This window comes from Rhodoferax sp. OV413 (genome assembly GCF_900104385.1).
In the GTDB taxonomy this organism is placed as follows: domain Bacteria; phylum Pseudomonadota; class Gammaproteobacteria; order Burkholderiales; family Burkholderiaceae_C; genus Rhodoferax_B.
The window spans coordinates 454,151-475,791 of sequence record NZ_FNJA01000004.1; the positions used below are offsets into that span (position 1 = coordinate 454,151).

Annotated in this window: 19 protein-coding genes; 7 read left to right on the forward strand and 12 right to left on the reverse strand. The window is 65.9% G+C overall.

The genetic code is table 11. From position 1 onward, the window contains the following. Positions 1-113: 113 nt before the first annotated feature. Positions 114-1,349 carry a DNA polymerase IV gene (gene dinB / locus BLT66_RS16660; RefSeq protein WP_092759100.1) on the forward strand — a complete coding sequence of 412 codons (1,236 nt, stop codon included), beginning with the start codon at positions 114-116 and terminating at the stop codon, positions 1,347-1,349. On the opposite strand, the gene BLT66_RS16665 is transcribed toward dinB, so the two are convergent. Further along, positions 1,346-3,013, reverse strand: coding sequence for an AMP-binding protein (locus tag BLT66_RS16665; protein WP_092759102.1), 1,668 nt, complete (start codon positions 3,011-3,013; stop codon positions 1,346-1,348). The two genes, dinB and BLT66_RS16665, sit on opposite strands and share 4 nt — an antisense overlap. Positions 3,014-3,160: 147 nt before the next feature. Between BLT66_RS16665 and BLT66_RS16670 the strand changes: the two genes are divergently transcribed. The 3 genes from BLT66_RS16670 to BLT66_RS16680 all read left to right on the forward strand — a co-directional run bounded on the left by BLT66_RS16670 (position 3,161) and on the right by BLT66_RS16680 (position 5,765). Then, positions 3,161-4,087 (forward strand): DUF3034 family protein, encoded by a 927-nt coding sequence (locus BLT66_RS16670; protein ID WP_092759104.1) that lies wholly within the window; start codon positions 3,161-3,163, stop codon positions 4,085-4,087. 11 nt (positions 4,088-4,098) lie between these two features. Continuing rightward, positions 4,099-4,521 carry a group I truncated hemoglobin gene (locus BLT66_RS16675; protein WP_092759106.1) on the forward strand — a complete coding sequence of 141 codons (423 nt, stop codon included), beginning with the start codon at positions 4,099-4,101 and terminating at the stop codon, positions 4,519-4,521. A 161-nt stretch (positions 4,522-4,682) separates the two neighbouring features. Then, a complete protein-coding gene (locus BLT66_RS16680; RefSeq protein WP_143029237.1) occupies positions 4,683-5,765 on the forward strand; it encodes a M12 family metallopeptidase in 1,083 nt (360 codons plus the stop codon). 7 nt (positions 5,766-5,772) lie between these two features. Here the strand turns inward: BLT66_RS16680 and BLT66_RS16685 are convergent, their stop codons facing one another. The 4 genes from BLT66_RS16685 to BLT66_RS16700 all read right to left on the reverse strand — a co-directional run bounded on the left by BLT66_RS16685 (position 5,773) and on the right by BLT66_RS16700 (position 10,033). Continuing rightward, complete coding sequence (locus tag BLT66_RS16685; RefSeq protein WP_092759108.1) at positions 5,773-6,876, reverse strand: HupE/UreJ family protein; 1,104 nt, start codon at positions 6,874-6,876, stop codon at positions 5,773-5,775. Further along, a complete protein-coding gene (locus BLT66_RS16690) occupies positions 6,873-7,997 on the reverse strand; it encodes a tetratricopeptide repeat protein (protein WP_092759110.1) in 1,125 nt (374 codons plus the stop codon). Before BLT66_RS16690 ends, BLT66_RS16685 begins: the two co-directional genes overlap by 4 nt. A gap of 131 nt (positions 7,998-8,128) precedes the next feature. Continuing rightward, positions 8,129-8,392 (reverse strand): hypothetical protein, encoded by a 264-nt coding sequence (locus BLT66_RS16695; RefSeq protein WP_092759112.1) that lies wholly within the window; start codon positions 8,390-8,392, stop codon positions 8,129-8,131. Between the two features lie 9 nt (positions 8,393-8,401). Beyond that, on the reverse strand, positions 8,402-10,033 hold the full coding sequence (locus BLT66_RS16700; protein WP_092759114.1) for a DUF4331 domain-containing protein: 1,632 nt from the start codon (positions 10,031-10,033) through the stop codon (positions 8,402-8,404). Positions 10,034-10,384: 351 nt separating this feature from the next. Between BLT66_RS16700 and BLT66_RS16705 the strand changes: the two genes are divergently transcribed. Further along, entirely contained in the window at positions 10,385-11,944 is a 1,560-nt protein-coding gene (locus BLT66_RS16705; protein WP_092759116.1) for a methyl-accepting chemotaxis protein, read from the forward strand. Further along, on the forward strand, positions 11,944-14,067 hold the full coding sequence (locus BLT66_RS16710) for a bifunctional diguanylate cyclase/phosphodiesterase (protein WP_255406963.1): 2,124 nt from the start codon (positions 11,944-11,946) through the stop codon (positions 14,065-14,067). Before BLT66_RS16705 ends, BLT66_RS16710 begins: the two co-directional genes overlap by 1 nt. Positions 14,068-14,121: 54 nt before the next feature. Here the strand turns inward: BLT66_RS16710 and manD are convergent, their stop codons facing one another. The 7 genes from manD to BLT66_RS16745 form a co-directional block, all read right to left on the reverse strand. Next, entirely contained in the window at positions 14,122-15,333 is a 1,212-nt protein-coding gene (gene manD, locus BLT66_RS16715; RefSeq protein ID WP_092759118.1) for a D-mannonate dehydratase ManD, read from the reverse strand. A gap of 45 nt (positions 15,334-15,378) precedes the next feature. Further along, positions 15,379-16,176 carry an amino acid ABC transporter ATP-binding protein gene (locus BLT66_RS16720; protein ID WP_304442141.1) on the reverse strand — a complete coding sequence of 266 codons (798 nt, stop codon included), beginning with the start codon at positions 16,174-16,176 and terminating at the stop codon, positions 15,379-15,381. Next, positions 16,173-16,832 (reverse strand): amino acid ABC transporter permease, encoded by a 660-nt coding sequence (locus BLT66_RS16725; protein ID WP_092759122.1) that lies wholly within the window; start codon positions 16,830-16,832, stop codon positions 16,173-16,175. The genes BLT66_RS16720 and BLT66_RS16725 overlap by 4 nt, the downstream gene beginning before the upstream one ends. After that, entirely contained in the window at positions 16,829-17,494 is a 666-nt protein-coding gene (locus BLT66_RS16730) for an amino acid ABC transporter permease (protein ID WP_092759124.1), read from the reverse strand. The genes BLT66_RS16725 and BLT66_RS16730 overlap by 4 nt, the downstream gene beginning before the upstream one ends. 27 nt (positions 17,495-17,521) lie before the next feature. Then, a complete protein-coding gene (locus BLT66_RS16735) occupies positions 17,522-18,370 on the reverse strand; it encodes a transporter substrate-binding domain-containing protein (RefSeq protein WP_092759126.1) in 849 nt (282 codons plus the stop codon). 83 nt (positions 18,371-18,453) lie between these two features. Next, positions 18,454-19,302 (reverse strand): substrate-binding periplasmic protein, encoded by an 849-nt coding sequence (locus tag BLT66_RS16740; RefSeq protein ID WP_092759128.1) that lies wholly within the window; start codon positions 19,300-19,302, stop codon positions 18,454-18,456. Between the two features lie 31 nt (positions 19,303-19,333). After that, positions 19,334-20,086: a FadR/GntR family transcriptional regulator gene (locus BLT66_RS16745; protein ID WP_092759130.1), complete on the reverse strand. Its 753-nt coding sequence runs from the start codon at positions 20,084-20,086 to the stop codon at positions 19,334-19,336. Between the two features lie 129 nt (positions 20,087-20,215). On the opposite strand from BLT66_RS16745, the gene BLT66_RS16750 reads away from it, so the two are divergent. Next, on the forward strand, positions 20,216-21,634 hold the full coding sequence (locus tag BLT66_RS16750; protein WP_092759132.1) for a mannitol dehydrogenase family protein: 1,419 nt from the start codon (positions 20,216-20,218) through the stop codon (positions 21,632-21,634). The last annotated feature ends 7 nt before the right edge of the window (positions 21,635-21,641 follow it).

Genomic DNA, 21,641 nt, shown 5'->3' on the forward strand with positions numbered 1-21,641 from the left:
TGCTGTAACAACTCCGGCAAGGGACGAGCAAGCCTAGATATACTGGATGCATGAACAGTTCAGCCCGCTCCACACCCGGTTGGCTGCGCAGGCAAACCATCGTGTAGCCCGCAATGAGCACCAGCCCCATCCGCCGCATCGCCCACCTAGACATGGACGCGTTCTTCGCGTCCGTCGAGCTGCTGCGCTATCCGCAGCTCAAGGGCTTGCCGGTGGTAATTGGCGGCGGGCGGCGCCAGGAGGACGAGGCGCTGCGACTGGCGCATGGGGGGGAGCTGGCGAATATCCCGGTCACCGCCTTCCCGCTGCTGAAGGACTACGTGGGCCGCGGCGTCATCACCACCGCCACCTATGCGGCGCGGCAGTTTGGCGTGGGCTCGGCCATGGGGCTGATGAAGGCCGCCAAGCTGTGCCCGCAGGCGATCCTGCTGCCGGTGGATTTTGAAGAAATCCGCCGCTACTCAAAGCAGTTCAAGGCCATCGCCCGCGACATCGTGCCGCAGATGGAGGACCGCGGCGTGGACGAAATTTATCTGGACTTTACCGACGTGCCCGGCGGCCAGCGCGAAGGTGGCCGGGTGCTGGCGCGGCTGATCCAGAAGGCGGTGCTGGACGCCACCGGCCTGACCTGCTCGGTCGGCGTGGCACCCAACAAGCTGGTGGCCAAGATGGCCAGCGAATTCAACAAGCCAAACGGCATCTCCATCGTCCACGAGGGCGATGTGCCGGCCATGGTCTGGCCCCTGCCCTGCCGCAAGATCAACGGCATCGGCCCCAAGGCCAGCGAGAAGCTCACCGGCCTGGGAATCCACACCATCGGCGAGCTGGCCGCGGCCGACCCGCAGTGGCTGATCGCGCACTTCGGCAAGGCCTATGGCGCCTGGATGTATGAGGCCGCGCATGGCCGCGACGAGCGCCCTGTGGTCACCGAGAGCGAGCCCGTGTCCATGAGCCGCGAAACCACGTTTGACCGCGACCTGCACGCGGTGCACGACCGGGCCGAGCTGGGCGCGGTGTTCACCCGCCTGTGCGAACAGGTGGCGGCCGACCTGCAGCGCAAAGGCTATGTGGGCAAGACGATTGGCGTGAAGCTGCGCTATGACGACTTTAAGATCGCTACCCGCGACACCAGCCTGGCCCAGCCCACGGCCGACGCCGCGCGCATCCGCCAGGCCGCCGGCCAGAGCCTGAAGCGCGCGCCGCTGGACAAGCGCCTGCGGTTGCTCGGGGTGCGCGTGGGGGCGCTCAGCAAGCTGGGCGAAAGTTCAGATAAAAATACGGCTCTAGCGCAATCTGCACCTGCGCAAGCAGCTACATTTTTGGAAGCAAAGACCGGCTGGCTGTTTTAAGCAGAGGTGCGTAATTCGCGGCGCAGCACCTTGCCCACCGTGGACTTGGGCAGGGCGTCGATAAACACCAGGCTGCGCGGACGCTTGTAGCCGGTCAGCTGATCGGCGCACACGGCCTGTAGTTCAGCCAGCAGCGCGGCATCGTCCAGGCTGGCGTGCTTCTTCACCACAAACAGCTTCACCGCCTCGCCGCTGGCCGCATCGGGCACACCCACGGCCGCGCATTCCAGCACCTGCGGGTGGCCGGACAGCACGGCTTCGATCTCGTTCGGGTAGACGTTGAAGCCGCTGACCAGGATCACGTCCTTCTTACGGTCGACGATGCGGATGCTGCCCTGCGCGTCCATCACGCCGATGTCGCCAGATCGGAAGAAGCCGTCGGCCGTCATCGCCGCCGCCGTCTCCTCGGGGCGGCGCCAGTAGCCTGCCATCACCTGCGGGCCGTGGATGGCGATTTCGCCGGCCTGGCCCACCGGCACAGCCTGGCCCGCGTCGTCGACGATGCGGATGTCGACGCCCGGCATTGGCAGGCCGATGTGGCCAGTAAAGGTGTCGGCATCGGTGCGGTTGCAGACCACAGCGCAGGCGGTTTCCGACAGGCCGTAGCCCTCGGTGATCGGGCAGCCGGTCACAGCCAGCCACTTGCTGGCCACAGCCGCCTGCACCGCACTGCCGCCGCCGTTGGACAAACAGAGTTCGCTGAAGTCCAGCTGCGCAAAGTCCGGGTGGTGCAGCAGCGCGTTGAACAAGGTGTTGACCGCCGGAAACATGTGCAGCTTGTAGGGCTTGAGCAGTGCAATCATGGCCGTCTGGTCGCGCGGGTTCGGGATCAGGATGTTGCGCGCGCCGGCCCGCATGCCCAGCAGGCTGCAGACCACGAAGGAGAACACGTGGTACAGCGGCAGCGCGCAGACGATGGTGAACTGGGTGCTGCGCGGCTTGCGCTGCAGGCCCGGCTGCATCCACACCTCGGACGCCAACAGGTTGGCCACCAGCGTGCTGTGCAGCAGGGTCGCGCCCTTGCTGACGCCGGTGGTGCCGCCGGTGTACTGCAGCACCGCCGGGTCGCTGGGCGCAATCTGCGGCGAACTGAACGGCAGGCTGTGGCCCAGGCGGATGGCATCGGTGAAGCGCAGGCGCTCGCCGCCCGCCACGGGTGCGGCCAGCAGTGCGGACAAGGCCGACCCGGCAGGCAGGCCCAGCAGGTCGGCACCGGCCACCACCACGACGCTGGCGACTTCGGTGTGCGACACGATGGCGTCCAACGTGGGCAAGAAGGCGTCCAGCACGAAGATGGCTCTGGCGCCCGAGTCCTGCAGCTGGTGCTGCAGCTCGCGCGGGGTGTACAGCGGGTTGATGTTGACGGCCACAAAGCCAGCGCGCAGCACGGCCGCCATGGCCACCGGAAAGCTCAGCAGGTTCGGCAGCATGATGGCCACGCAGTCGCCCTGCTGCAGCGGCTGGGCCTGCAGCCAGGCGGCCAGCGCTTTTGATAAGGCGTCCACATCGCCGTAGCGCAACGCGTGGCCCATGAACACATAGGCTTCGTCGTCGCGGAACCGGGCAAAGCTGTGCTCCAGCAAGGCCACCACCGAGGGCATGGCCGAGGTGTCGATGGCGGCAGGTACGCCAGGGGGGTAATGGGCAAGCCAGGGACGCGGCATGGAATTCTCCTAGGACGGGTGTTGCAGGCGCCGGGTATGTAGCAGCCCGGTGGCACACCCGCGGTTTTTCAGGTATTTTCGGTGTGTCCAAATGTAGCTTTATGTTGCATTCTCCGGCACCAATCTCCCTTTACTTTCGGAGTCTTTATGCGCGTTCTCCCCACTGCACTAGCCACTGCCACGCTAGCCCTGTGCAGCCCCTGGGCCCTGGCCGATACCGGCAAACTGCTGTTGACCGGCGGGGTCAGCAGCATCGATGGCGCGGCCGGCGGCGGGCTCACGCCCTGGGCCGTGATCGGCAGCAATGCCACGGCGCGCGAGATCGGCGCCAGCGCGGCCGTCACCCGCGTCAGCACGCAGGACTACGGCCTGAGCGTGGTGGGTGCGGCGGTCGGCGTGTATGACCGGCTGGAGCTGTCCGCCGCCAAGCAGGACTTCAACGCCGGGCCCACTGCCGCCCTGGCGGCCTTTGGCGTCACGCCGGGCCAGCACATCAAGATGGACATCTTCGGCGCCAAGCTGCGCCTGGCCGGCGACGCCGTGCTGGACAGCGACAACTGGATGCCGCAAATCGCCGTCGGCCTGGAGCACAAACGGGTACACGCCGGCAGCATGGGTCCGGTGCTCAGCGCCCTGGGTGCCAAGGACCGCGGCACCGACGTGTATGCCAACGCCACCAAGCTATTCCTGGCCCAGAGCCTGCTGGTCAACGGCACGCTGCGCTATACCAAGGCCAACCAGACCGGCCTGCTGGGCTTTGGCGGCGCGTTGGGCAAAGACAAATACCGGCTGATGCCCGAGCTGTCGGTCGCCTACCTGCTGCGCAAGGACCTGGCCATCGGCGCCGAAGTGCGCTTCAAGCCGAACAACCTGGAGCCGGTGGGCAACGCGGTGTTCGGCGCCAATTCGGGCGCGCTGCGCGAAGACAGCTGGAAAGACCTGTTCGTCGCCTGGGCGCCCAGCAAAAACTTCTCGCTGACCCTGGCCTATGTGGACCTGGGCCGCATCGCGCCGGGCCTGGTGTCGGGCCGCAAGCAAACTGGTGGCTATCTGTCGGCCCAAATCGCATTCTGAGGACTCGCAACATGAAAACCTTTGCCATCTGGATCGCCGCCCTGCTGCTGTGCGCCAGCGCCGCCCACGCCCAGACCGCGCCGCTCTACCAGGCGCTGGGCGAAAAGCCCGGCATCGCCGCGCTGATGGGCGACTTCGTCGACCGCATGAAAGCCAACGCGCGCATCGGCAAGCTGTTCGACGAGATCAAGCCCGCCTACCTGAAGGAACAGCTGACCGACCAGATCTGCGAGCTCAGCGGCGGCCCCTGCAAGTACGAGGGCGAAGAGATGAAGAAGTCGCACGAGAAGCTGGGCATAGACAAAGCCCAGTTCAACCTGGTGGTCGAAATACTGCAGGCCGCAATGGACGCGCGGGCGATCCCGTTCAGCACGCAAAACCAGCTGTTGGCCAAGCTGGCGCCCATGCACCGCGAGATCATCACGGTGCCGTAATTTATAAAAAACATGGCTCTGGCGCATATTCCACCTGCGCCAGCAGCTACTGTTTTGATAGTAGACGCGCGTACATCCTCCAATTGAAGGATGTAGAAAGCCGGTACGCCTCCTAAATTGAACCTCAGCGCAGGGCACACCGCCCCGCCCAGGAGGTTCCCATGACCACAGCATCCAGCCCCGCCCCCACCGGCGCCCTGCGCTACTGCGCCCAGCCGCTGCAACGGCCACGCGAATTTGCCGCCGACGTGTCGGCCCACCGCACGCGCGCCATCATCACCTTCAGCAAGAAGTGGGTGAACGGCACCCAGCTCACCTACTACTGCTTCAAGCCCGGCGACGCGGTGCCGGCCGCCTGGCACGGTGCGGCGGCGGATATTGCCGAAGTCGATGGGGCGTTCGAAAAATGGTTTGCGCTGAACATCGGCATCAGCTTCAAGCCGGTGGCGCGGCCCGAGGACGCCCAGGTGCGCATAGGCTTCGACCCCGACGACGGCTCCTGGTCGTATGTGGGCCGCGACGTGGCCTCAGTGCGCGACCCGGCCGAGCGCACCATGAACTTCGGCTGGCCGCTGAACACCGTCTACGGCCGCGACACCGCGCTGCATGAAATCGGCCACACCCTGGGCCTGGAGCACGAACACCAGAACCCGTTTGCCGGCATCGTCTGGAACGAGGCCGCGGTGCGCAACTACTTCCGCGGCGCGCCCAACTTCTGGAACGACGACGCGATCAACCACAACATCCTGAACAAGATCGCCACCAGCTCGGTCAAGGGCACCAAGTGGGACCCAGACTCGGTGATGGAATACCAGTTCAGCGAAGGCCTGATCCAGGAGCCCGCGCCCTACCGCGCAGGCCTCAAGCCGGCCGGTGGCTTGTCCGGCTTCGACCAGAACTGGATGCGCGAGTCCTACCCCGGCGTTGCGGTAGAGCAAATCCCGCAGCTGCAGGTGGCCGTGTCGCAAAAGCTCAACCTGGGGCCGGGCAAGACCCGGGTGTTCGCCTTCCAGCCGCCGCGCACCCGCAGCTACCGCATCGGCACCTTTGGCGATTCGGACACGGTGCTGGTGCTGTTCGAAGCCACGCCCGGCGGAAACGTGCAGATTGCCGGCGACGACGACAGCGGCGTGGACCGCAACGCGCTGATCCGGCAGCGCCTGAGCGCCGGGCGCAAGTACCAAATCGGCATCCGGTTGTACTACGCGGATTCGACGGCCGAGACCTCGTTGATGGTCTGGTAGCAGCCCCTTAAAACACCCGCTGCCAGACCCAGTAGCTGGCCAGCAGCAGTAGCGCGCGCGAGCCGCCGCGCACCACGATGCGCTCGTACCAGGGCTGGCGCACCAGCAGTTGCGACAGCAGCACCCACCCGGCCACGGCGGTCAGCTGGCCGGCTTCCACACCCAGGTTGAAGCCCGCCAGCGCCCAGGGCAGCAGGCCGGCGGGGGCCGCGGCTTCGATCAGCAGACCGGCAAAGCCATAGCCGTGCACCAGGCCAAAAGCCAGCGCCAACCGCTCGGGGCGCAGCACCGGCACCGGGTACAGGTTCAGCAGCGCGGTGACGCCGATGGACGCAGCAATCACCGGCTCGACCCAGACCGGAGAAGCCTCGGTCACGCCCAAGGTCGCCAGCACCAGGGTGATCGAATGGCCGATGGTGAAAGCGGTGATGGTGCGCAGCAGCGCCCACCAGGGATTCGCCTGGCCGGCCACGCCACGGGCCAGCCGCAGCTGCAGCGGCAGCACCAGGGCCAGCAAAAAGGCCATGTGGTCGTAACCCTCCAGCAGGTGGTGCATGCCCAGGGCCAGGTAGTCGAACACCGTCGCCAGGATGCCGCGCGGCGTGGCGGCGCTGGCCTGGCGCAGCGGCAAAGGCGCGGTCTGCTGCGGCGAGGTGGTGGCCAGCAGGTCGTGGCCATCCAGCTGGCCGGTGACGATGAGGCGGTGGTTCGCGTCCTCGGCCTTGAACAGGCTGTAGCGCCAGCCGAGTGCTGAACCGGCTGCACAGTGGGCCGGGCTGCTGGCGCGCAGATAGGCGCCATCGCTGCGCCGTTCCAGACCGTCGTAACGCCATTGCAGCGCGCAGCCCGGGGTCGGTGCGTCCAGGCCGGTGTGGGTTTGCAGCAGGGCCAGCACCGCCGGTGTCGCGGCCTGCACCTCGGCCCAGGTGAGCTGGCCGTCGGCATTCGCATCGATGGGCAGCAGCAGGTCCAGGTCCTTCAGGGCTACCGATAGCTGCAGGTTCAATGCGCCCTCGGTTTGGCGCACATCCAGATAGGCGTCGCTGCCCTTGTGGGCCCAGGCGGGGTTGACTAGCAGCGCGGCGCAGAGGATGGCAATCAGGTATTTCATGGGGAACTCCGGGCGTCGACTAGGCCGGTGGCCTGCATCTCGGTCTGCAGCTGCTGCAGGGCGGCGCTGTCCTTGGCCTGGCGGGCGCTTTGCAGGGCCACCCACCAGTCGATGGGCTCACGCTGCAGGCCCAGGTTGCGCCGGGCGATGGCCAGCGCAGCCGGCGCGTCGTCGTCCAGCCACAGGGCGACCAGGGCTTGCTCGCGGCCGTGCAGGCTGAGGTCGTCGCCACGCCGGGCCAGCTCGCCGTTCCATTCGCGCAAGGTGCTGCGCAGCGGCTTCCAGCCCGGGTTGTCGAGGCGGCGCATGGCAGCCGCCTGGCGCAGCAGCACGGCGTCGGTCTGCGGCAGCGGCTGCAGTACGGCCAGCGCGTCGGCGGCCTTGCCGGTGCGCAGCAGCAGGTCAGCCAGGGCGATGCTGGTGTACAGGTCGGGCTCCTCTTGCAAGCTGCTTTGATAGGCGGCAAGGGCCGCGGCGTCATGGCCGGCGCGCTCTTCGCTCTCGGCCAGCAGCGAGTCCAGCCAGCTGCGCTGGCCCGCGTCCTGGGTTTGTGCGCGCAGCGCTAGCAGGCCTTTGCGGGCGGCGCCGGTCTGGCCTTGCAGCGACTGGGTTTCAAGCTGGCAGGCCTGGGCGTAGAAGTTTTGCCCGGCGCGGGCCACGGCTTCGCAGGCCCTCAAGGCCCGAGGGTACTGGCCGGACAGTCGCTCCAGCGCGGCCAGGTTCAGCCAGCCCTGGGCATGGCCGGGGTCACGCTGCAAGGCGGCCTGCAGCACGCTGCGCGCGGCCTGGAACTCGTGCCGGCCCTGCTGCACCGTGGCCTGCAGCACGGCCAGCGCCACCGGTGCATCGGCCTGGCCCCACCAGTGCGCCAGCGCGGCCTGGGCCCGGCCCCAGTAACGGGTGTCGCCGGTCTGGCGGGCGGTGGCGATATGGGCGCGCGCTTGGGCCGCGGCCGCCGCCGGGTCGGGCATGGCCGTCGCCGTTTGCGCCAGCCGCACGCGGGTGATGGCCGGCAGCCGCTCGATGACTTCGTCGCCGCGGCCCGGCCGCAGCTCGGTCACCGCCTGCGCCGCGCCGCACAGCAGCAAGCCGACCAGGCATAGGAATGGGGTGGTGCGCATGGTATGTACCGGTTGGAGTTGCGCTATATAAACAGGAGCTGCTTGCGCAGGTGAAATCTGCGCTACAGCCCTTTTTTCTTTGGATTTCTCAGACTCCCCCAGACTGCTGAACGCAGCCTGGGGGGTGTCCGTCAGATGTCCGTGGGCTCATCCGACTCGCTGGTCGCCAGCACGGCATCACCGATCAGCACCGGATCGCGGCTGTCGCTGGTGTCGGCGATCTGCGCCTGGGCGAAGGCGATCACGTCGCCGACCCGGGCCTCCACGCCGACCGGCAGGTCGGTGCCCGGCACGTACTGCGTGACCGCAGCGCCATCGCCCCCACCGCCGCCGCAGGCCACCAGCAAGCCCATCGCCACCGCGGCCGGCGCCGTCCATTGTTTGAAGTGCAACATGGCGGCTCCTTAGTAGCTGGCCGAACCGGAGTTCGGGGTGTTCAGGTAGGGGAAGCGGGTGAGGAAGGGCACGGTTGCCTGGTCTACGGCGTCGTGGATATTGGCCGAGCTGGCGCCCAGCGGCACGCTGGAGGTTTTGCAGGCCGATGTCAGGCTGGGCACGCCAGGCACGCTGTTCAGGCCCAGGCTGTTGTTGTCGCCGTTGATCACGCACAGGCCGCCGAGCACGGCCACCAGGGCAATGTCGACCACGTCGTCCTTGGGCCGGCGGCCGTTCGGAAAACCGGCCAGGTCCACCGCCTGCGACAGATTCGCGGTACCGCCAACGCGCAGCACTTCACCCGCCACGCCGAGGCGGTTTTGCGAGGCAAATGGCACGGGCGCAATCGCGGTGTTCAGGCGCAGCACTTCGGACGGCGTAGGCGTAGTCGGCTTGTTCACGCCGGTGATACCGGTGAGAAACACGGTGGCCAGGTCGGTCCGCGGCAGGTTGGTGGGCGCCACAGCGGTGGCGTTGCCGGCCAGCACCACGCCCAGCAGCGCGGGCAAGGTGGGGTTGGTTACGTAGCTGAGGAACTGGGTGTCGTCCTGCGGCTTGGAGGCATTGAACTTGTCCTTGTCGGGCAGGCCGATGACCAGCTCGTTGACCAGCGGGTTGCCCAGGCGCGAGACCTGCACCCAGGCGCCGCCGGCCTTTTCAGAGGTCTGGTGGCCCGAGCCGGGTTTGCCGTTCAGCAACCGCGCCTGGCGCATGCTGGCCGTGGTCCAGCCGCCGATCACCGGGTCGGTGCCGGCGGTCAGGCAGTCCTTGTGCACTTCGAGCGAAATGGTGGTCACGTTGGCCTTCTGGATCACATGCTGGCCGCCGTTGCCGGCTGCGTCTTTGTTGGCCGGGTCGAGCAGGAAGGACGCCGGCGCGTTAACCAGGTCGAACACCGTGCCCAGGTTCACCGCAAAGCCTTCCTGACGCTGGCCGACAAACACCTTGCCCGTGTCCTTGCCGGCCGGGCAGCCGGGGATCTTGATGCTGTGGATGTGCTTTTGCGCGTAGGTCTCGTAGGCATTGGCATCGCCCAGGGTCTTGCTGCCGATGTAGTCCACCGGCTTCTCGAAAGTCTTGCTGCCGTCGCCCTTGGTGACGGCCGTGCTGCTGCCTTTGCGGCGGTCGCCGCGCACCAGATTCACGGTATAGGTTTCGTTCAGGTTCAGATTGGCGTCGTTGACGTTGGCCACGGTGCCGGCCTGGATCAGCGGAATCGCCACGTTGGCGCCGCCGATGGGCAAAGCCACGTTGTTCAGCTTGTTGTTGAAGCGGAACTGGAAGGTAAGGTCTTCCTTGGCGTCGCCGTTGTTGTCCAGGTGGATCTCGTACAGCGCGTTCGGGTCGAGCGAGAAGTAGTTGGGGCCGCCGTAGGGCGACTGCAGCGGCTGGTAGTTGGCGATCAGGGTCACGTAGTCGGACCGCCCGCCCGTGCCGTTGCCGGCCACGCCTTCGTAGCTGCGGAACATGTAGAAGTCGGTGCCGTCCACCTTAGGGCTGGTGGTGATGAAGGGCGCCTCCCGGTGGCTGGAGGCAAACGCCGCGCCGCCTATGGCTAGAAGCAGGCAGGCTGCGGTGACTGGGCCGGTTTTGAATTGCATGGTGAGCTCCTGTGGGTCATGTCCATTGGTGCCAATTGGCCAGACAGATACGCAGGCGGCTTTACGCTGGATTCACATTTCTTCAAACAAGCGCTGATTCATCTGCATTTGCTATGACTTGTGTAGCTGCTTGCGCAAGCGTTATCTGCGCCAGGACCACATTTCAGTAGAAACCCTTGGTACACCGGTGGACCCGCACCGTGGGGCCACCGCCGCAGTACCGGGCTGATTACTTGATCTGCATCAAGCAAGCCGCAAACAGGGGCCGCGTGAGCTTGATGCAGGCGGCTCACTGCGGCCTAATCGAGACTGTTACTGGATGTAGTTCTAGCCACTACAAATGAGAGTTTTATGCGAACCAATCTGCCTGTTACCCAGCAAGAGTACGACTACCCGTCCAGCGAGATGCTGGTCTCCACCACCAATACCCAGGGCGTCATCACCCACTGCAACAGCGCTTTCGTGCAGGTCAGTGGCTATGCCTATGAAGAGCTGATCGGCCAGCCGCACAACCTGATCCGGCACCCCGACATGCCGCCCGAGGCCTTCAAGGACATGTGGCAAACCATAGGCCGCGGCCGGCCCTGGACCGGCATGGTGAAGAACCGGCGCAAGGACGGCAGTTACTACTGGGTGCAGGCCCATGTGACCCCCATCATGGATGGCGGCAAGCCACGCGGCTATATGTCGGTGCGCACCAAGCCCACGCGGCAGCAGGTGCAGGACGCCGAACAGCTGTATGCGCGCATCCGCAGCGAGCGTGCATCCCAGCGCCACACATTTGAGTTGCAAGCCGGCGCGGTGCGTCTGCTGGGCTGGCGCGGCGCGCTGGCCAGCCTGAGCCACATCGGCTTCACCCAGCGCTACATGGTGGTGCTGGCCGGCATGATCGCCCTGGGCCTGCTGCCGCTGCTGCTGGGCGTGCAGGGCACGGGCGGAATGCTGCTGCAGGTCGGTTTGCAGCTGGCCGGGGCCACTGTGATGGTGTGGTGGTTCAAGCGCCATGTATCCGACGTGATCGCCGAAGCCGAGCGCTTTGCCAGCGACCTGTCGGGCTGCAACCTGAACAGCCGTATCACCCTGGACCACCCGGCTCCGCTGGGCACGCTGATACGCTGCCTGTGGCAGATCCAGATCAATCTGCGCGCCGTGATTGGCGATGTGCGCACCGAGATCAACGGCTTCACCCAGACGGCCGCCGAGATCGCCGCCGGCAGCCTGGACCTGTCGGCCCGCACCGAGTCGCAGGCCAGCAGCCTGGAAGAAACTGCGGCCAGTATGGAAGAGCTGTCCAGCACCGTGCGGCAAACCGCCGACACCGCCCAGCAGGTGGCCCAGCAAGGCGAAATCAGCAGCAGCGTGGCGACCCGCGGCGGCCAGGCCGTGCACCAGGTGGGCCTGGCGATGCAGAACATCAGTGCCTCGTCAAAGAAGGTGCAGGAGATCATCGGCGTGATCGAAAGCATTGCCTTCCAGACCAATATCCTGGCCCTGAACGCCGCCGTGGAAGCGGCCCGCGCTGGCGAGCAAGGCCGCGGCTTTGCGGTGGTGGCCACCGAGGTGCGGGCCCTGGCCCAGCGCAGCGCCACGGCGGCCCGCGAGATCCGCACGCTGATTGCACAATCGGCCGAGCAGATCGCCGCCGGCACCCACCAAATGGACGACGCCGGCCAGACCATCGACGAGGTGGTGGCTTCGGTCAAGCAAGTCGACGCGCTGATCCGCCAGATCACCCATGCCACCAAAGAGCAGTCGCTGGGCATCTCGCAGGTCAACGAGGCCGTGACCCAGCTGGACACCGTGACCCAGCAGAACGCCGCCCTGGTCGAGCAGTCGGCCGCCTCGGCCGAAGGCCTGAGCGACAGCAGCCTGAGCCTGGCGCGGGCGGTGCAAGTCTTCCACCTGCCCTGATGTACCTAGCGTCCCAGGCCGGCCAAGGCATTGCGCCGGCCGCCGGCAGCATGCCGGCATCGGTACTCGACTCGCTGTACAGCCAGATCGCCATCATCGACCGCAGCGGCCAGATCCACTATGTGAACCAGGCCTGGCGCGACTTCGGCCACCACGGCCTGCCACCCCAGCACCCGTGGATAGGCAGCAACTACCTGGACCTGTGCCACGTCTACGCCGGCCACAGCCAGCATCCATCGGGCCAGGTGCTGGCCCAGATCCACGCAGTGCTGGACGGCCATGGCGAAGCCTTCGACTGGGAATACCCGTGCCACAGCGCGCAAGAAAAGCGCTGGTTCATGCTGCGCATATCGGTGCTGCGCGGCCACCCCGGTCACTTCGTGGTGTCGCACCAGAACACCACCCGGCGCAAGCAGCAGCTGCTGGCCGGCCAGCAGGCGCTGCAGGCCACGGCCCAGCACAGCCAGGCGATTCTGGACAACATGGTCGACGGCGTCATCACCATCGATGCGCGCGGCCAGATGGAGTCGTTCAACAAGGCCGCCAGCGCCATCTTTGGCTACGCCCCGGACGAAGTGCTGGGCCGCAATGTTGCGATGCTGATGCCGGGGCCGCACCGCCAGCACCACGACAGCTATCTGCAGCACTTCCAGCGCACCGGCGAAGCCCGCGTCATCGGCCTGCCGCGCGAGGTCGAGGGCCAGCGCAAGAGCGGCCAGGTCTTCCCCATGAGCCTGTCGGTTTCGCAGGTTGACCGCGCGGGCGAGCCAACCTTCATCGGCATCGTGCGCGACATCACCCAGCGCCACCAGCGCGACGAAGAAATCCGCCGCCTGGCCTTCTACGACCCGCTGACCGGCCTGCCGAACCGGCGCCTGCTGATGGACCGCTTAAAGCAGGCCATGGCCAGCACAGTCCGCAATCGCCAGCACGGCGCGGTGATGTTTCTCGACCTGGACCACTTCAAGCAGCTCAACGACACCCTGGGCCATGACGTGGGCGACCTGTTGCTGCAGCAGGTCGCCGCGCGGCTGCACGCCTGCATGCGCGAGGTCGACTGCGTGGCCCGCCTGGGCGGCGACGAGTTCGTGGTGCTGCTGGAGGCGCTGAGCCAGCAAGCCCATGAGGCCGCCACCCAGGCCGAGGCGATTGCCAACAAGATCCTCTACGCGCTGGGCCAGCCCTACACCCTGCGCGGCCAGGCGCATGACAGCACGCCCAGCATCGGCATCGTGGTGTTTGCCCAAGACCACGCCAGCCTGGACGAGTTGCTGAAGAAGGCCGATGTGGCGATGTACCAGGCCAAGTCGGCCGGGCGCAACACCGCCTGCTTTTTCGACCCCGCCATGCAGGCCGCGGTGCTGGCCCACGCCGAGCTGGAGAAAGACCTGCGCCACGGCCTGGAGCAGCACGAATTCGAGCTGCACTACCAGGTGCAGATGGACGGCCAGGGCGCGGCGGTGGGCGCCGAGGCCCTGGTGCGTTGGCACAGCCCGCAGCGCGGCCAGGTGTCGCCAGCGCAGTTCATCCCGCTGGCCGAGGAAAGCGGCATGATTCTGCCGCTGGGCCAATGGGTGCTGGAAACCGCCTGCGCCCAGTTGCAGGCCTGGGCCGGCCGCTCCGCCACCGCGGGCTGGACCATGGCGGTCAACGTCAGCGCCAGCCAGTTCGCCCAGGCCGACTTTGTAGCCAATGTGGCGGCCGCCCTGCAGCACACCGGCGCCGACCCGCACCTGTTGAAACTGGAGCTGACCGAGAGCATGCTGGTCAACGATGTGGAAGACGTGATCCTGAAGATGAACCAGCTGAAGGCCCAGGGCGTGTGCTTCTCGCTGGACGACTTTGGCACCGGCTACTCGTCGCTGTCGCACCTCAAGCGCCTGCCGCTGGATCAGCTGAAGATCGACCAGAGCTTTGTGCGCGACATCCTGACCGACCCCAGCGACGCGGTGATCGCCCGCACCATCGTGGCCCTAGGCCACAGCCTGGGGCTGGCGGTGATTGCCGAGGGTGTGGAAACCGCGGACCAGCGCGACTTCCTGGCCGGCCTGGGCTGCGACGCCTTCCAGGGCTACCACTTTGGCCGGCCCGCGCCCGCAGCCGCGCTGCAGGCTTTTATGTAAACAAGGGCTGTGGCGCATATTCCACCTGCGCTAGCAGCTCTTATTTAAATAGCACTACCAGTTCACCAGCGTGCCATCGTGCTGGAGCCGGTTCACCGGCAGGTAGGCGCGCTGGTACGGGTATTTGGCGGCCAGTTCTTCATTGATCTCCACGCCGTGGCCTATGGTTTCGCCGCAGTGCATGTAGCCGTCTTTGAAGCTGTAGCTGTGCGGGAACACCTCGTCGGTCAGCTCGGTATGGCGCATGTATTCCTGCACGCCGAAGTTCGGCACCCAGGTGTCGAAATGCAGGGCCGTGCCCATGCACACCGGCGACAGATCGGTGGCGCCGTGGCAGCCGGTGCGCACCTGGTACAGCGAGGCAAAGTCGGCAATCCGGCGCAGATGCGTGAGGCCGCCCGCATGCACGATGGTGGTACGGATGTAGTCGATCAGCTGGTTCTGGATCAGGTCCTTGCAGTCCCAGATGGTGTTGAAGATCTCGCCCACGGCCAGCGGCGTGGTGGTGTGCTGGCGGATCAGGCGGAAGGCGTCCTGGTTCTCGGCCGGGGTCGCATCTTCCATCCAGAACAGGTGAAAGGGTTCCAGCGACTTGCCCAGGCGCCCGGCTTCGATGGGCGTCAGGCGGTGGTGCACGTCGTGCAGCAAATGGATGTCCGGGCCCACGGCCTGGCGCACCGCGTCGAACAGCTTGGGCGCGTGCAGCAGGTATTTCTCGCTGCTCCAGTCGTGCTCGCTGGGCAGGTTGCCATCAGCAGGTTCGTAGAACATATTGCCCTTGCCCACGCCGTACACCGCCTCCAGGCCGGGCACACCGCTTTGCGCGCGGATCGCCTTGTAGCCCATCTCTTTGTAGCGCAGCACTTCATCCACCGTGTGTTCAATGTCCTTGCCGTTGGCGTGGCCGTAGACCATCACGCCGGATCGGCTGCGGCCACCGAGCAGCTGGTACAGCGGCAGGTTTGCGGCCTTGGCCTTGATGTCCCACAGCGCGGTGTCGACGGCGGCAATCGCGCTCATGGTCACCGGGCCGCGGCGCCAGTAGGCGCCCTTGTACAGGTACTGCCAGATGTCTTCGATCTGGTGCGCATCGCGGCCGATCAGGCAGGGAATGACGTGGTCGTTCAGGTAGCTGACGACCGACAGCTCGCGGCCGTTCAGCGTGGCGTCGCCGATGCCGGTCAGGCCTTCGTCGGTTTCGATCTTCAGGGTGACGAAGTTGCGGCCGGGGCTGCAGACGATCACGCGGGCGTTGGTGATTTTCATAAGTGTGTGGGTGGTGAAATTGAGAATGCAGAGCGGGAGCCGGCCTCAGCCGTTCCAGCCGAGGTGGCCTAAAAAGTCGCGGGTGCGCGCCACGGTGGGGTTGTCAAAAATCTGCGCGGGTGGACCCTCTTCCATGATGGCGCCGTTCTCGAACACCACTACCCAGTTGGCCACGCGCTGGGCGAAGCTCATCTCGTGGGTGACCACAATCATGGTCATGCCCTCTTGCGCCAGCTTCTTCATCACGTTCAGCACTTCGCCCACAGTCTCCGGGTCGAGCGCCGAGGTCGGCTCGTCGAACAGCATGACTTCCGGCTCCATCGCCAAAGCCCGGGCAATCGCCACGCGCTGCTGCTGACCGCCGGACAGATTGGCCGGGTAGTTCTGCGCCTTGGACGCCAGGCCGACCTTTTCCAGCAGCTTCATGGCGCGGGCCCGGGCCTCGGACTCGGGCATGCCGAGCACGGTGATCGGGCCCATGGCCACGTTGTCCAGCGCCGTCTTGTGCGGAAACAGCTCGAAGCTCTGGAACACCATGCCCATGCGCTGGCGCACCTTGCGCACCTCGGACTCCTTGGTGGGCAGCGGTACGCCGTCGAGCAGCACGCGGCCGCCGTTCAGCGTCTCCAGCGCATTGGTACAGCGCAGCAAGGTGGACTTGCCTGAGCCGGAAGGACCGATCAGGCACATCACCTCGCCCTTGTTGACCTGCAGCGAAACGCCGTTCAGCGCCACGAAGTCGCCATAGAGCTTGCGCACGTTGTCGTACACCAGCACCGGCGGCTGGTCGGCGCCCTTGCGCGGTTGGGCTGCGCCCATTGCGGCTTGGATAGATGCGTTCATTCCTTGACTCCGTATTTCTTGTGAATCCAATCGACCAGCTTGGCCTGGGGGTAGCCCATCAGCCAGTACAGCGCGGCCATGGCGGTGAGCATCTCCAGCACGCGGAAGGTCTGCGCGCGGATCTGCATGGAGGTGTAGGCCAGCTCGCTGACGGCGATCACCGAGACCAGCGAGGTGTCCTTGAACAGCGAGATCCAGGTGCTGGCCAGCACCGGCAGAATGCGCCGGCCGGCCTGCGGGATCACCACCTTGAACATCGCCTGGCGGCGCGACATGCCCATGGCCAGCGCGGCTTCCATCTGACCCTTGCGGATCGAGTTGATACCGGCGCGGAAGGTCTCGGCGTTGTAGGCCGAGATGTTCAGCACCAGGGCCACCAGCGCCGTGGTCAAGGCCGAGAACTGCACGTCAAACGCCATGGGCATGACGTAGAAGGCCCAGTAGATGACCAGGATCAGCGGCAGGTTGCGGAAGAACTCCACAAAGGCCAGCGAAACGTGGTTCAGCAGCTTGTTGCTTGAGAGGCGCATCAGCGCCAGCAGAATGCCGCCCGGTACGGCCAGCAGCATGGTCACCACCGTCAGGCCGACCGTCATCGCAGCGCCTTCCATCAGCGCGCTGCGGTGTGTCCATATGACGTTCCAGTCGAAGTTCATGAGCGCCCCAGGTGTGCGAGTTTTTGGTAAGCGCGGTCAACCACACGGGTCACCGGGAACAGCAGCAGGAAGTACAGCACCATCACCGCGGTGAACACTTCCACCGGCCTATAGCTTTGGCCTGCCACGGTCTCGGCGCGGTGCATCAGCTCGGGCACGGCGATCACCGTGGCGATGGCCGTGTCCTTGATGGCCATGGTCAGCACCGAGCCAAAGGCCGGCAGCATGCGTATCGTGGCCTGCGGCAGGATGATCTTGCGCAAAATCTGCGCCCGCGACATGCCCAACGCCAGGCCGGCCCGGGTTTGGCCAGGGCGTATCGATTCAATGCCGGCGCGGATGATCTCGGCCGCATAGGCAGCGATGTGCAGCGTCAGCCCGACCAGCGCCGCCCAGAACGGCGGAAAGGTCACACCGGCCAGAATCGGAAATGCAAAGTAGATCCACACCAGCACCACCAGGATGGGGATGGCGCGCATGGTGTCCACATAGAAAACCAGCAGCCGGCTGAGCCAGCGTGGCCCATACAGGCGCAGCAAGGCGATGACCAGGCCGGCCAGCAAGCTGGTGATGGCGCTGATCACGCTGAGTGCCACCGTGACGCCGAAGCCGCTGGCGAAGAAGCGCCAGTTGTCGATCAGCGGGGAAAAGTCGACGTCCATGGGGCAGTCCTTAGGTTGCGCCGGTGCTTACTTCAGCTGCTGGGTCATGCGGACTTCTTCGGCCGCGAGCGCGGGCTCCATGCGCTTTTCCACTTCGCGCAGCCAGTCCAGATAGACCTGCTCGTTCTTGTTCACGCCCATGCCGGTCTTGATGTCGAAGATCTTGCTGTCCTGGCAGTTGTTCTCTTTGGGGAACACTGCCAGGCCCTTGACCTTTTTGCTGATGTTGGGCCACAGCATGCGGTTCAGCGGCGCCACGTCGGAGCGGCCGGCCAGCACTTCTTCAATGGGGGCCACCGAGCCGGAATTGGTCACACCGCGCAGCTTGGCGTTCGGAAACTGGGCGCGCACCATGGGCTCTTCGCCAGCACCCGAAAAGTAGGCCATGGTGATCTCGGGCTTGTTGAATTCTTCCAGCGTCTTCACATTGGTGAATTTGGGGTTGTCGGCCCGACCGAACATGCAGACCCCGGTGCTGGAGAAGGTCACGAAGTCGATGATCTTGGAGCGCTCGGCGTTCTGGTTCAGCGGGCCGATCATGATGTCCATCTGGTTGGCGATCAGCGCCGGCACCTTGGTTTCATGGCTTACCGGCACTGGCTCGATCTTCACGCCCAGCAGCTTGGCGAACTCCTTGCCCAGCAGCCACGAGGGACCAGACCAGGGTTCGCCCTCACCGGTGGTGTTCTGCGCCAGCCAGGGCGGGTTATTGACCACACCGACGCGCAGCACACCGGCCTTGCGGATCGCATCGATACGCGGGCTGGCACCCGGTGCGGGCGGGGTCTGGGCCAGGGCGACGCTTGAAGTGGCAGCCAGTACCGCGGCTGCGGCGATGATTTTGGCCGCGCCAAGGCGGACAGTGATGTTCTGCATGTTGTGTCTCCGATAGATGTGTGGATGCGGGAAGCCATCGCGGTCCCGCGCCGCGGCTTACTGGGTGCGTGACCGCAACCAGCTCACTTGATGTTGTCGATGACGCGCTTTTCGTCCGCCGTGAGCGTGGCCTGCAGCGTCTTTTCTACCTGGCGCAGCCAGTCCAGATACACCTGCTGGTTCTTGTCCACCGCCAGGCCCACGGGCGAGGCCTTTTCCTGGCTGCCCTGGCAGTTGTTGTCCTTGGGATAGACCACCAGGCCTTTGACCTTTTGGTTCAGATTGACCCAGGGCACGCGGTTGATCGGCGCCGCGTCGGCGCGCTTGGCCATGATCTCTTCCACCGGCGCGGTAGCGCCCGAGCTGGCCACGGCGCGCAGCTTGGCTTTGGGGAAGCGCTCCTTGACCCAGTTTTCTTCGGCGCCGCCGGTGAAATAGGCGATGGTGATGTCGGGGCTGTTCAGGTCGTCCACCGAATTCACCTTGGCCAGCTTTTCGTTGCCGGCGCGGCCGAACATGCAGACGCTGGTGCTCGAATAAATAACGAAGTCCACCACCTTCAGGCGTTCCGGGGTTTCGCCCAGCGGGCTGATCGTCATGTCGACCTGGTTCGCTGCCAGCACCGGCACCTTGGTTTCATGCGACACGGCAACCGGCTGCAGCTTGACCTTCAGCAAGCGCGCGTATTCGGTGGCCAGCAGCCAGGCCGGGCCGCTCCAGGCTGCGCCATTGCCGGTGGTGTTCTCCACCAGCCAGGGCGAGTTTTGCAGCACGCCGACACGCAGCTCACCGGCCTTCTGGATGGCATCGATGCGTGGGCTGGCGCCCGGGGCCGGCGGGGCCTGGGCCAGTAGCGCGGAGCTGCCTGCGGCCAGCAACAGGCCGGCAAGCCAGTGGCGGGCGGGCGTGGAATGCAAGGGCTTGAATCTCATGTTGTCTCCTGTTGTTCTGTGCGCGAGAGGCCTAGCGCCAGGCTTGGGCAAACTCGCCGATCACGCGTTCCAGATGGGCGCGCATGGCGGCGCGGGCTGCAATCGGGTCGCGCGCCAGCAAGGCCTTGAAGATGCGCTGGTGGTCCGCATGCGAGGCCATACGCAGATCAGGGGTGTGGAAGTGGTGTTCGATCTTGGTCCAGACCGGGCCGCGGGCCTGGGCCCACATAGCGGTCACCATCTGCAGCAGCACGCTGTTGCCGGTGGACTCGGCGATGCGCAGGTGGAACAGTTGGTCCGCCGCTTCATTGGCCTCTTTGTCGTCCATGTTGTCGTGCATATCGGTCAGCGCCGTGAAGATCCGGTCCAGGTCGCTGTCCTTGCGGGTTTCAGCGGCTACCGAGGCGATTTCCGATTCGATCAGGCAGCGCGCGCGCAGCAGCTCGAAGGGGCCGGGGCCGGTCTCGGGCATATAGGCCGGTGCGGCACTGGTGCTACCGGTGCCGCTGGTCTGGGTCACGTAAATGCCCGAGCCGCCGCGCACTTCGACCACGCCCTGCAGCTCCAGCGCAATCATGGCTTCGCGCACCGAGGTGCGGCTGACGTCAAAGCGCTCGGCCAGCGCGCGCTCGGACGGCAGGCGCTCGCCCAGCTTGAATTCGCCCTGGGCAATCAGCAGCAGCAGCTGCGCCGCCAGACGCTGGTAAGAGCGGTCCGAGCCGATCTTTTCAGTTTTCTGAGATGCCGAGCCATCGTCGCTGGGTTGGATCAGTTGCAGTGCCATGGTTTTTCCCAAAGTGGTTGGACCAAATATTAATTGGTAAACCATAATTTGGTTTAGTGGTTTACCACTATGGGCTAATTGGTTGGTCCAGTTGTCCAATGGCTTCTTTTTCGCTCTGCCCAACAACCCATGCGCGCACTTTCCCAAGCCTCTCTCGCTACCCTGCCCTCCTCCACAGCGCAACTCCAGCTGCCGCAGTACGACCGCAGCCCCCAGCAGATCGGCGTGGTGCACCTCGGCCTGGGGGCCTTCCACCGCGCCCACCAGGCAGTGGTGTTCGACGCCTTGCTCGCCGCTGGCGACCCGCGCTGGGGCGTGCTGGGCGTGGCCATGCGCAGCACCGAGCTCGCCGATGCGCTGGCCGCACAGGACGGCCTGTATTCGGTGCAGATCGCCAGCGCCGAGGGTCGCCGTTGGCAGGTGGTCGGCGCACTGCGCCAGACCTGTGTGGCCGCCCGCGAACCGCAGCAGGTGGTGGCCGCCATCGCCGCGCCTAACACCCGCTGGATCACGCTGACGGTCACCGAAAAAGCCTATGGGCCGGAGCTGGCCGCCCTGCTGGTCCAGGGCTTGGCGGCGCGGCGCACGGCCGGCCTGGGCGGGCTGACCATCGCGTCCTGCGACAACCTCACCGGCAACGGCCACAAACTGCGCCGGCTGTGCCTGGACGCGGCGCAGAAAACCGACCCGGGCTTGGCGCAATGGATAGACCTCGCGTGCCGCTTTCCGAACAGCATGGTCGACCGCATCGTGCCCGCCGCCACCGCGCAGCACCGCACCGACGCCGCCCAGGTGCTGGACCTGGAAGACGCCTGCGCGCTGGGCACCGAGGGCTTCTGGGAATGGGTGATCGAAGACAACTTCGTAGCCCCGCAAGACGCCGCCTTGCTGGCATCCGCCGGCGTGCAGGTAGTACAGGAGGTACTGCCTTTCGAAGAAGCCAAACTGCGCATGCTGAACGGCAGCCATACCGCCATCGCGCTGATGGGCGCGGTGATGGGCCTGCCCACCGTCTCCGACTGCGTGGCCCAGCCGGACATCCACTGGTTCGTCCACCACCTGATGACTGAGGTGGTGATGCCGCAGCTGCAGCGCCCCGGCCTGCCGGCCTACCGCGACGCCCTGCTGGCACGCTTTGCCAACCCCGACCTGCGCCACAAGGTGCACCAGATCGCCTCCGACAGCTCGCTGAAGATTCCGCTGCGCTGGCTGCCGACCATCCAGGCCCGCCTCGCCACCGGTGCACCGGTCGAGCCCCTGGCCTTTGCCAGCGCGGTATGGCTGCGCTACCTGCAGGCCGAAGACGATGCCGGCCAGCCGTATGCGATTTCGGACCCGCTGGGCGCCACGCTGCAGGCGCTGGCACAGCAGCACCGCGGCGACGCTGCAGCCACGGTGCAAGCCGTGCTGGCCCTGCCATCCGTCTGGGGTACCGACCTGCCCCACAACCCGCAATGGACCGCCCGCGTGACCTATTGGCTGCAGCGCATCCAGGCCGGCAGCGTGGCCGCCGCACTGGCCGAGCTGCGCAGCAGCCTCGCATCCTGAATTTCCA

Coding starts and splice junctions, on each gene's coding strand:
- dinB (WP_092759100.1), top strand. CDS start 114: ATGAGCACCAGCCCCATCCGCCGCATCGCCCACCTAGACATGGACGCG.
- BLT66_RS16665 (WP_092759102.1), bottom strand. CDS start 3,013: ATGCCGCGTCCCTGGCTTGCCCATTACCCCCCTGGCGTACCTGCCGCC.
- BLT66_RS16670 (WP_092759104.1), top strand. CDS start 3,161: ATGCGCGTTCTCCCCACTGCACTAGCCACTGCCACGCTAGCCCTGTGC.
- BLT66_RS16675 (WP_092759106.1), top strand. CDS start 4,099: ATGAAAACCTTTGCCATCTGGATCGCCGCCCTGCTGCTGTGCGCCAGC.
- BLT66_RS16680 (WP_143029237.1), top strand. CDS start 4,683: ATGACCACAGCATCCAGCCCCGCCCCCACCGGCGCCCTGCGCTACTGC.
- BLT66_RS16685 (WP_092759108.1), bottom strand. CDS start 6,876: ATGAAATACCTGATTGCCATCCTCTGCGCCGCGCTGCTAGTCAACCCC.
- BLT66_RS16690 (WP_092759110.1), bottom strand. CDS start 7,997: ATGCGCACCACCCCATTCCTATGCCTGGTCGGCTTGCTGCTGTGCGGC.
- BLT66_RS16695 (WP_092759112.1), bottom strand. CDS start 8,392: ATGTTGCACTTCAAACAATGGACGGCGCCGGCCGCGGTGGCGATGGGC.
- BLT66_RS16700 (WP_092759114.1), bottom strand. CDS start 10,033: ATGCAATTCAAAACCGGCCCAGTCACCGCAGCCTGCCTGCTTCTAGCC.
- BLT66_RS16705 (WP_092759116.1), top strand. CDS start 10,385: ATGCGAACCAATCTGCCTGTTACCCAGCAAGAGTACGACTACCCGTCC.
- BLT66_RS16710 (WP_255406963.1), top strand. CDS start 11,944: ATGTACCTAGCGTCCCAGGCCGGCCAAGGCATTGCGCCGGCCGCCGGC.
- manD (WP_092759118.1), bottom strand. CDS start 15,333: ATGAAAATCACCAACGCCCGCGTGATCGTCTGCAGCCCCGGCCGCAAC.
- BLT66_RS16720 (WP_304442141.1), bottom strand. CDS start 16,176: ATGAACGCATCTATCCAAGCCGCAATGGGCGCAGCCCAACCGCGCAAG.
- BLT66_RS16725 (WP_092759122.1), bottom strand. CDS start 16,832: ATGAACTTCGACTGGAACGTCATATGGACACACCGCAGCGCGCTGATG.
- BLT66_RS16730 (WP_092759124.1), bottom strand. CDS start 17,494: ATGGACGTCGACTTTTCCCCGCTGATCGACAACTGGCGCTTCTTCGCC.
- BLT66_RS16735 (WP_092759126.1), bottom strand. CDS start 18,370: ATGCAGAACATCACTGTCCGCCTTGGCGCGGCCAAAATCATCGCCGCA.
- BLT66_RS16740 (WP_092759128.1), bottom strand. CDS start 19,302: ATGAGATTCAAGCCCTTGCATTCCACGCCCGCCCGCCACTGGCTTGCC.
- BLT66_RS16745 (WP_092759130.1), bottom strand. CDS start 20,086: ATGGCACTGCAACTGATCCAACCCAGCGACGATGGCTCGGCATCTCAG.
- BLT66_RS16750 (WP_092759132.1), top strand. CDS start 20,216: ATGCGCGCACTTTCCCAAGCCTCTCTCGCTACCCTGCCCTCCTCCACA.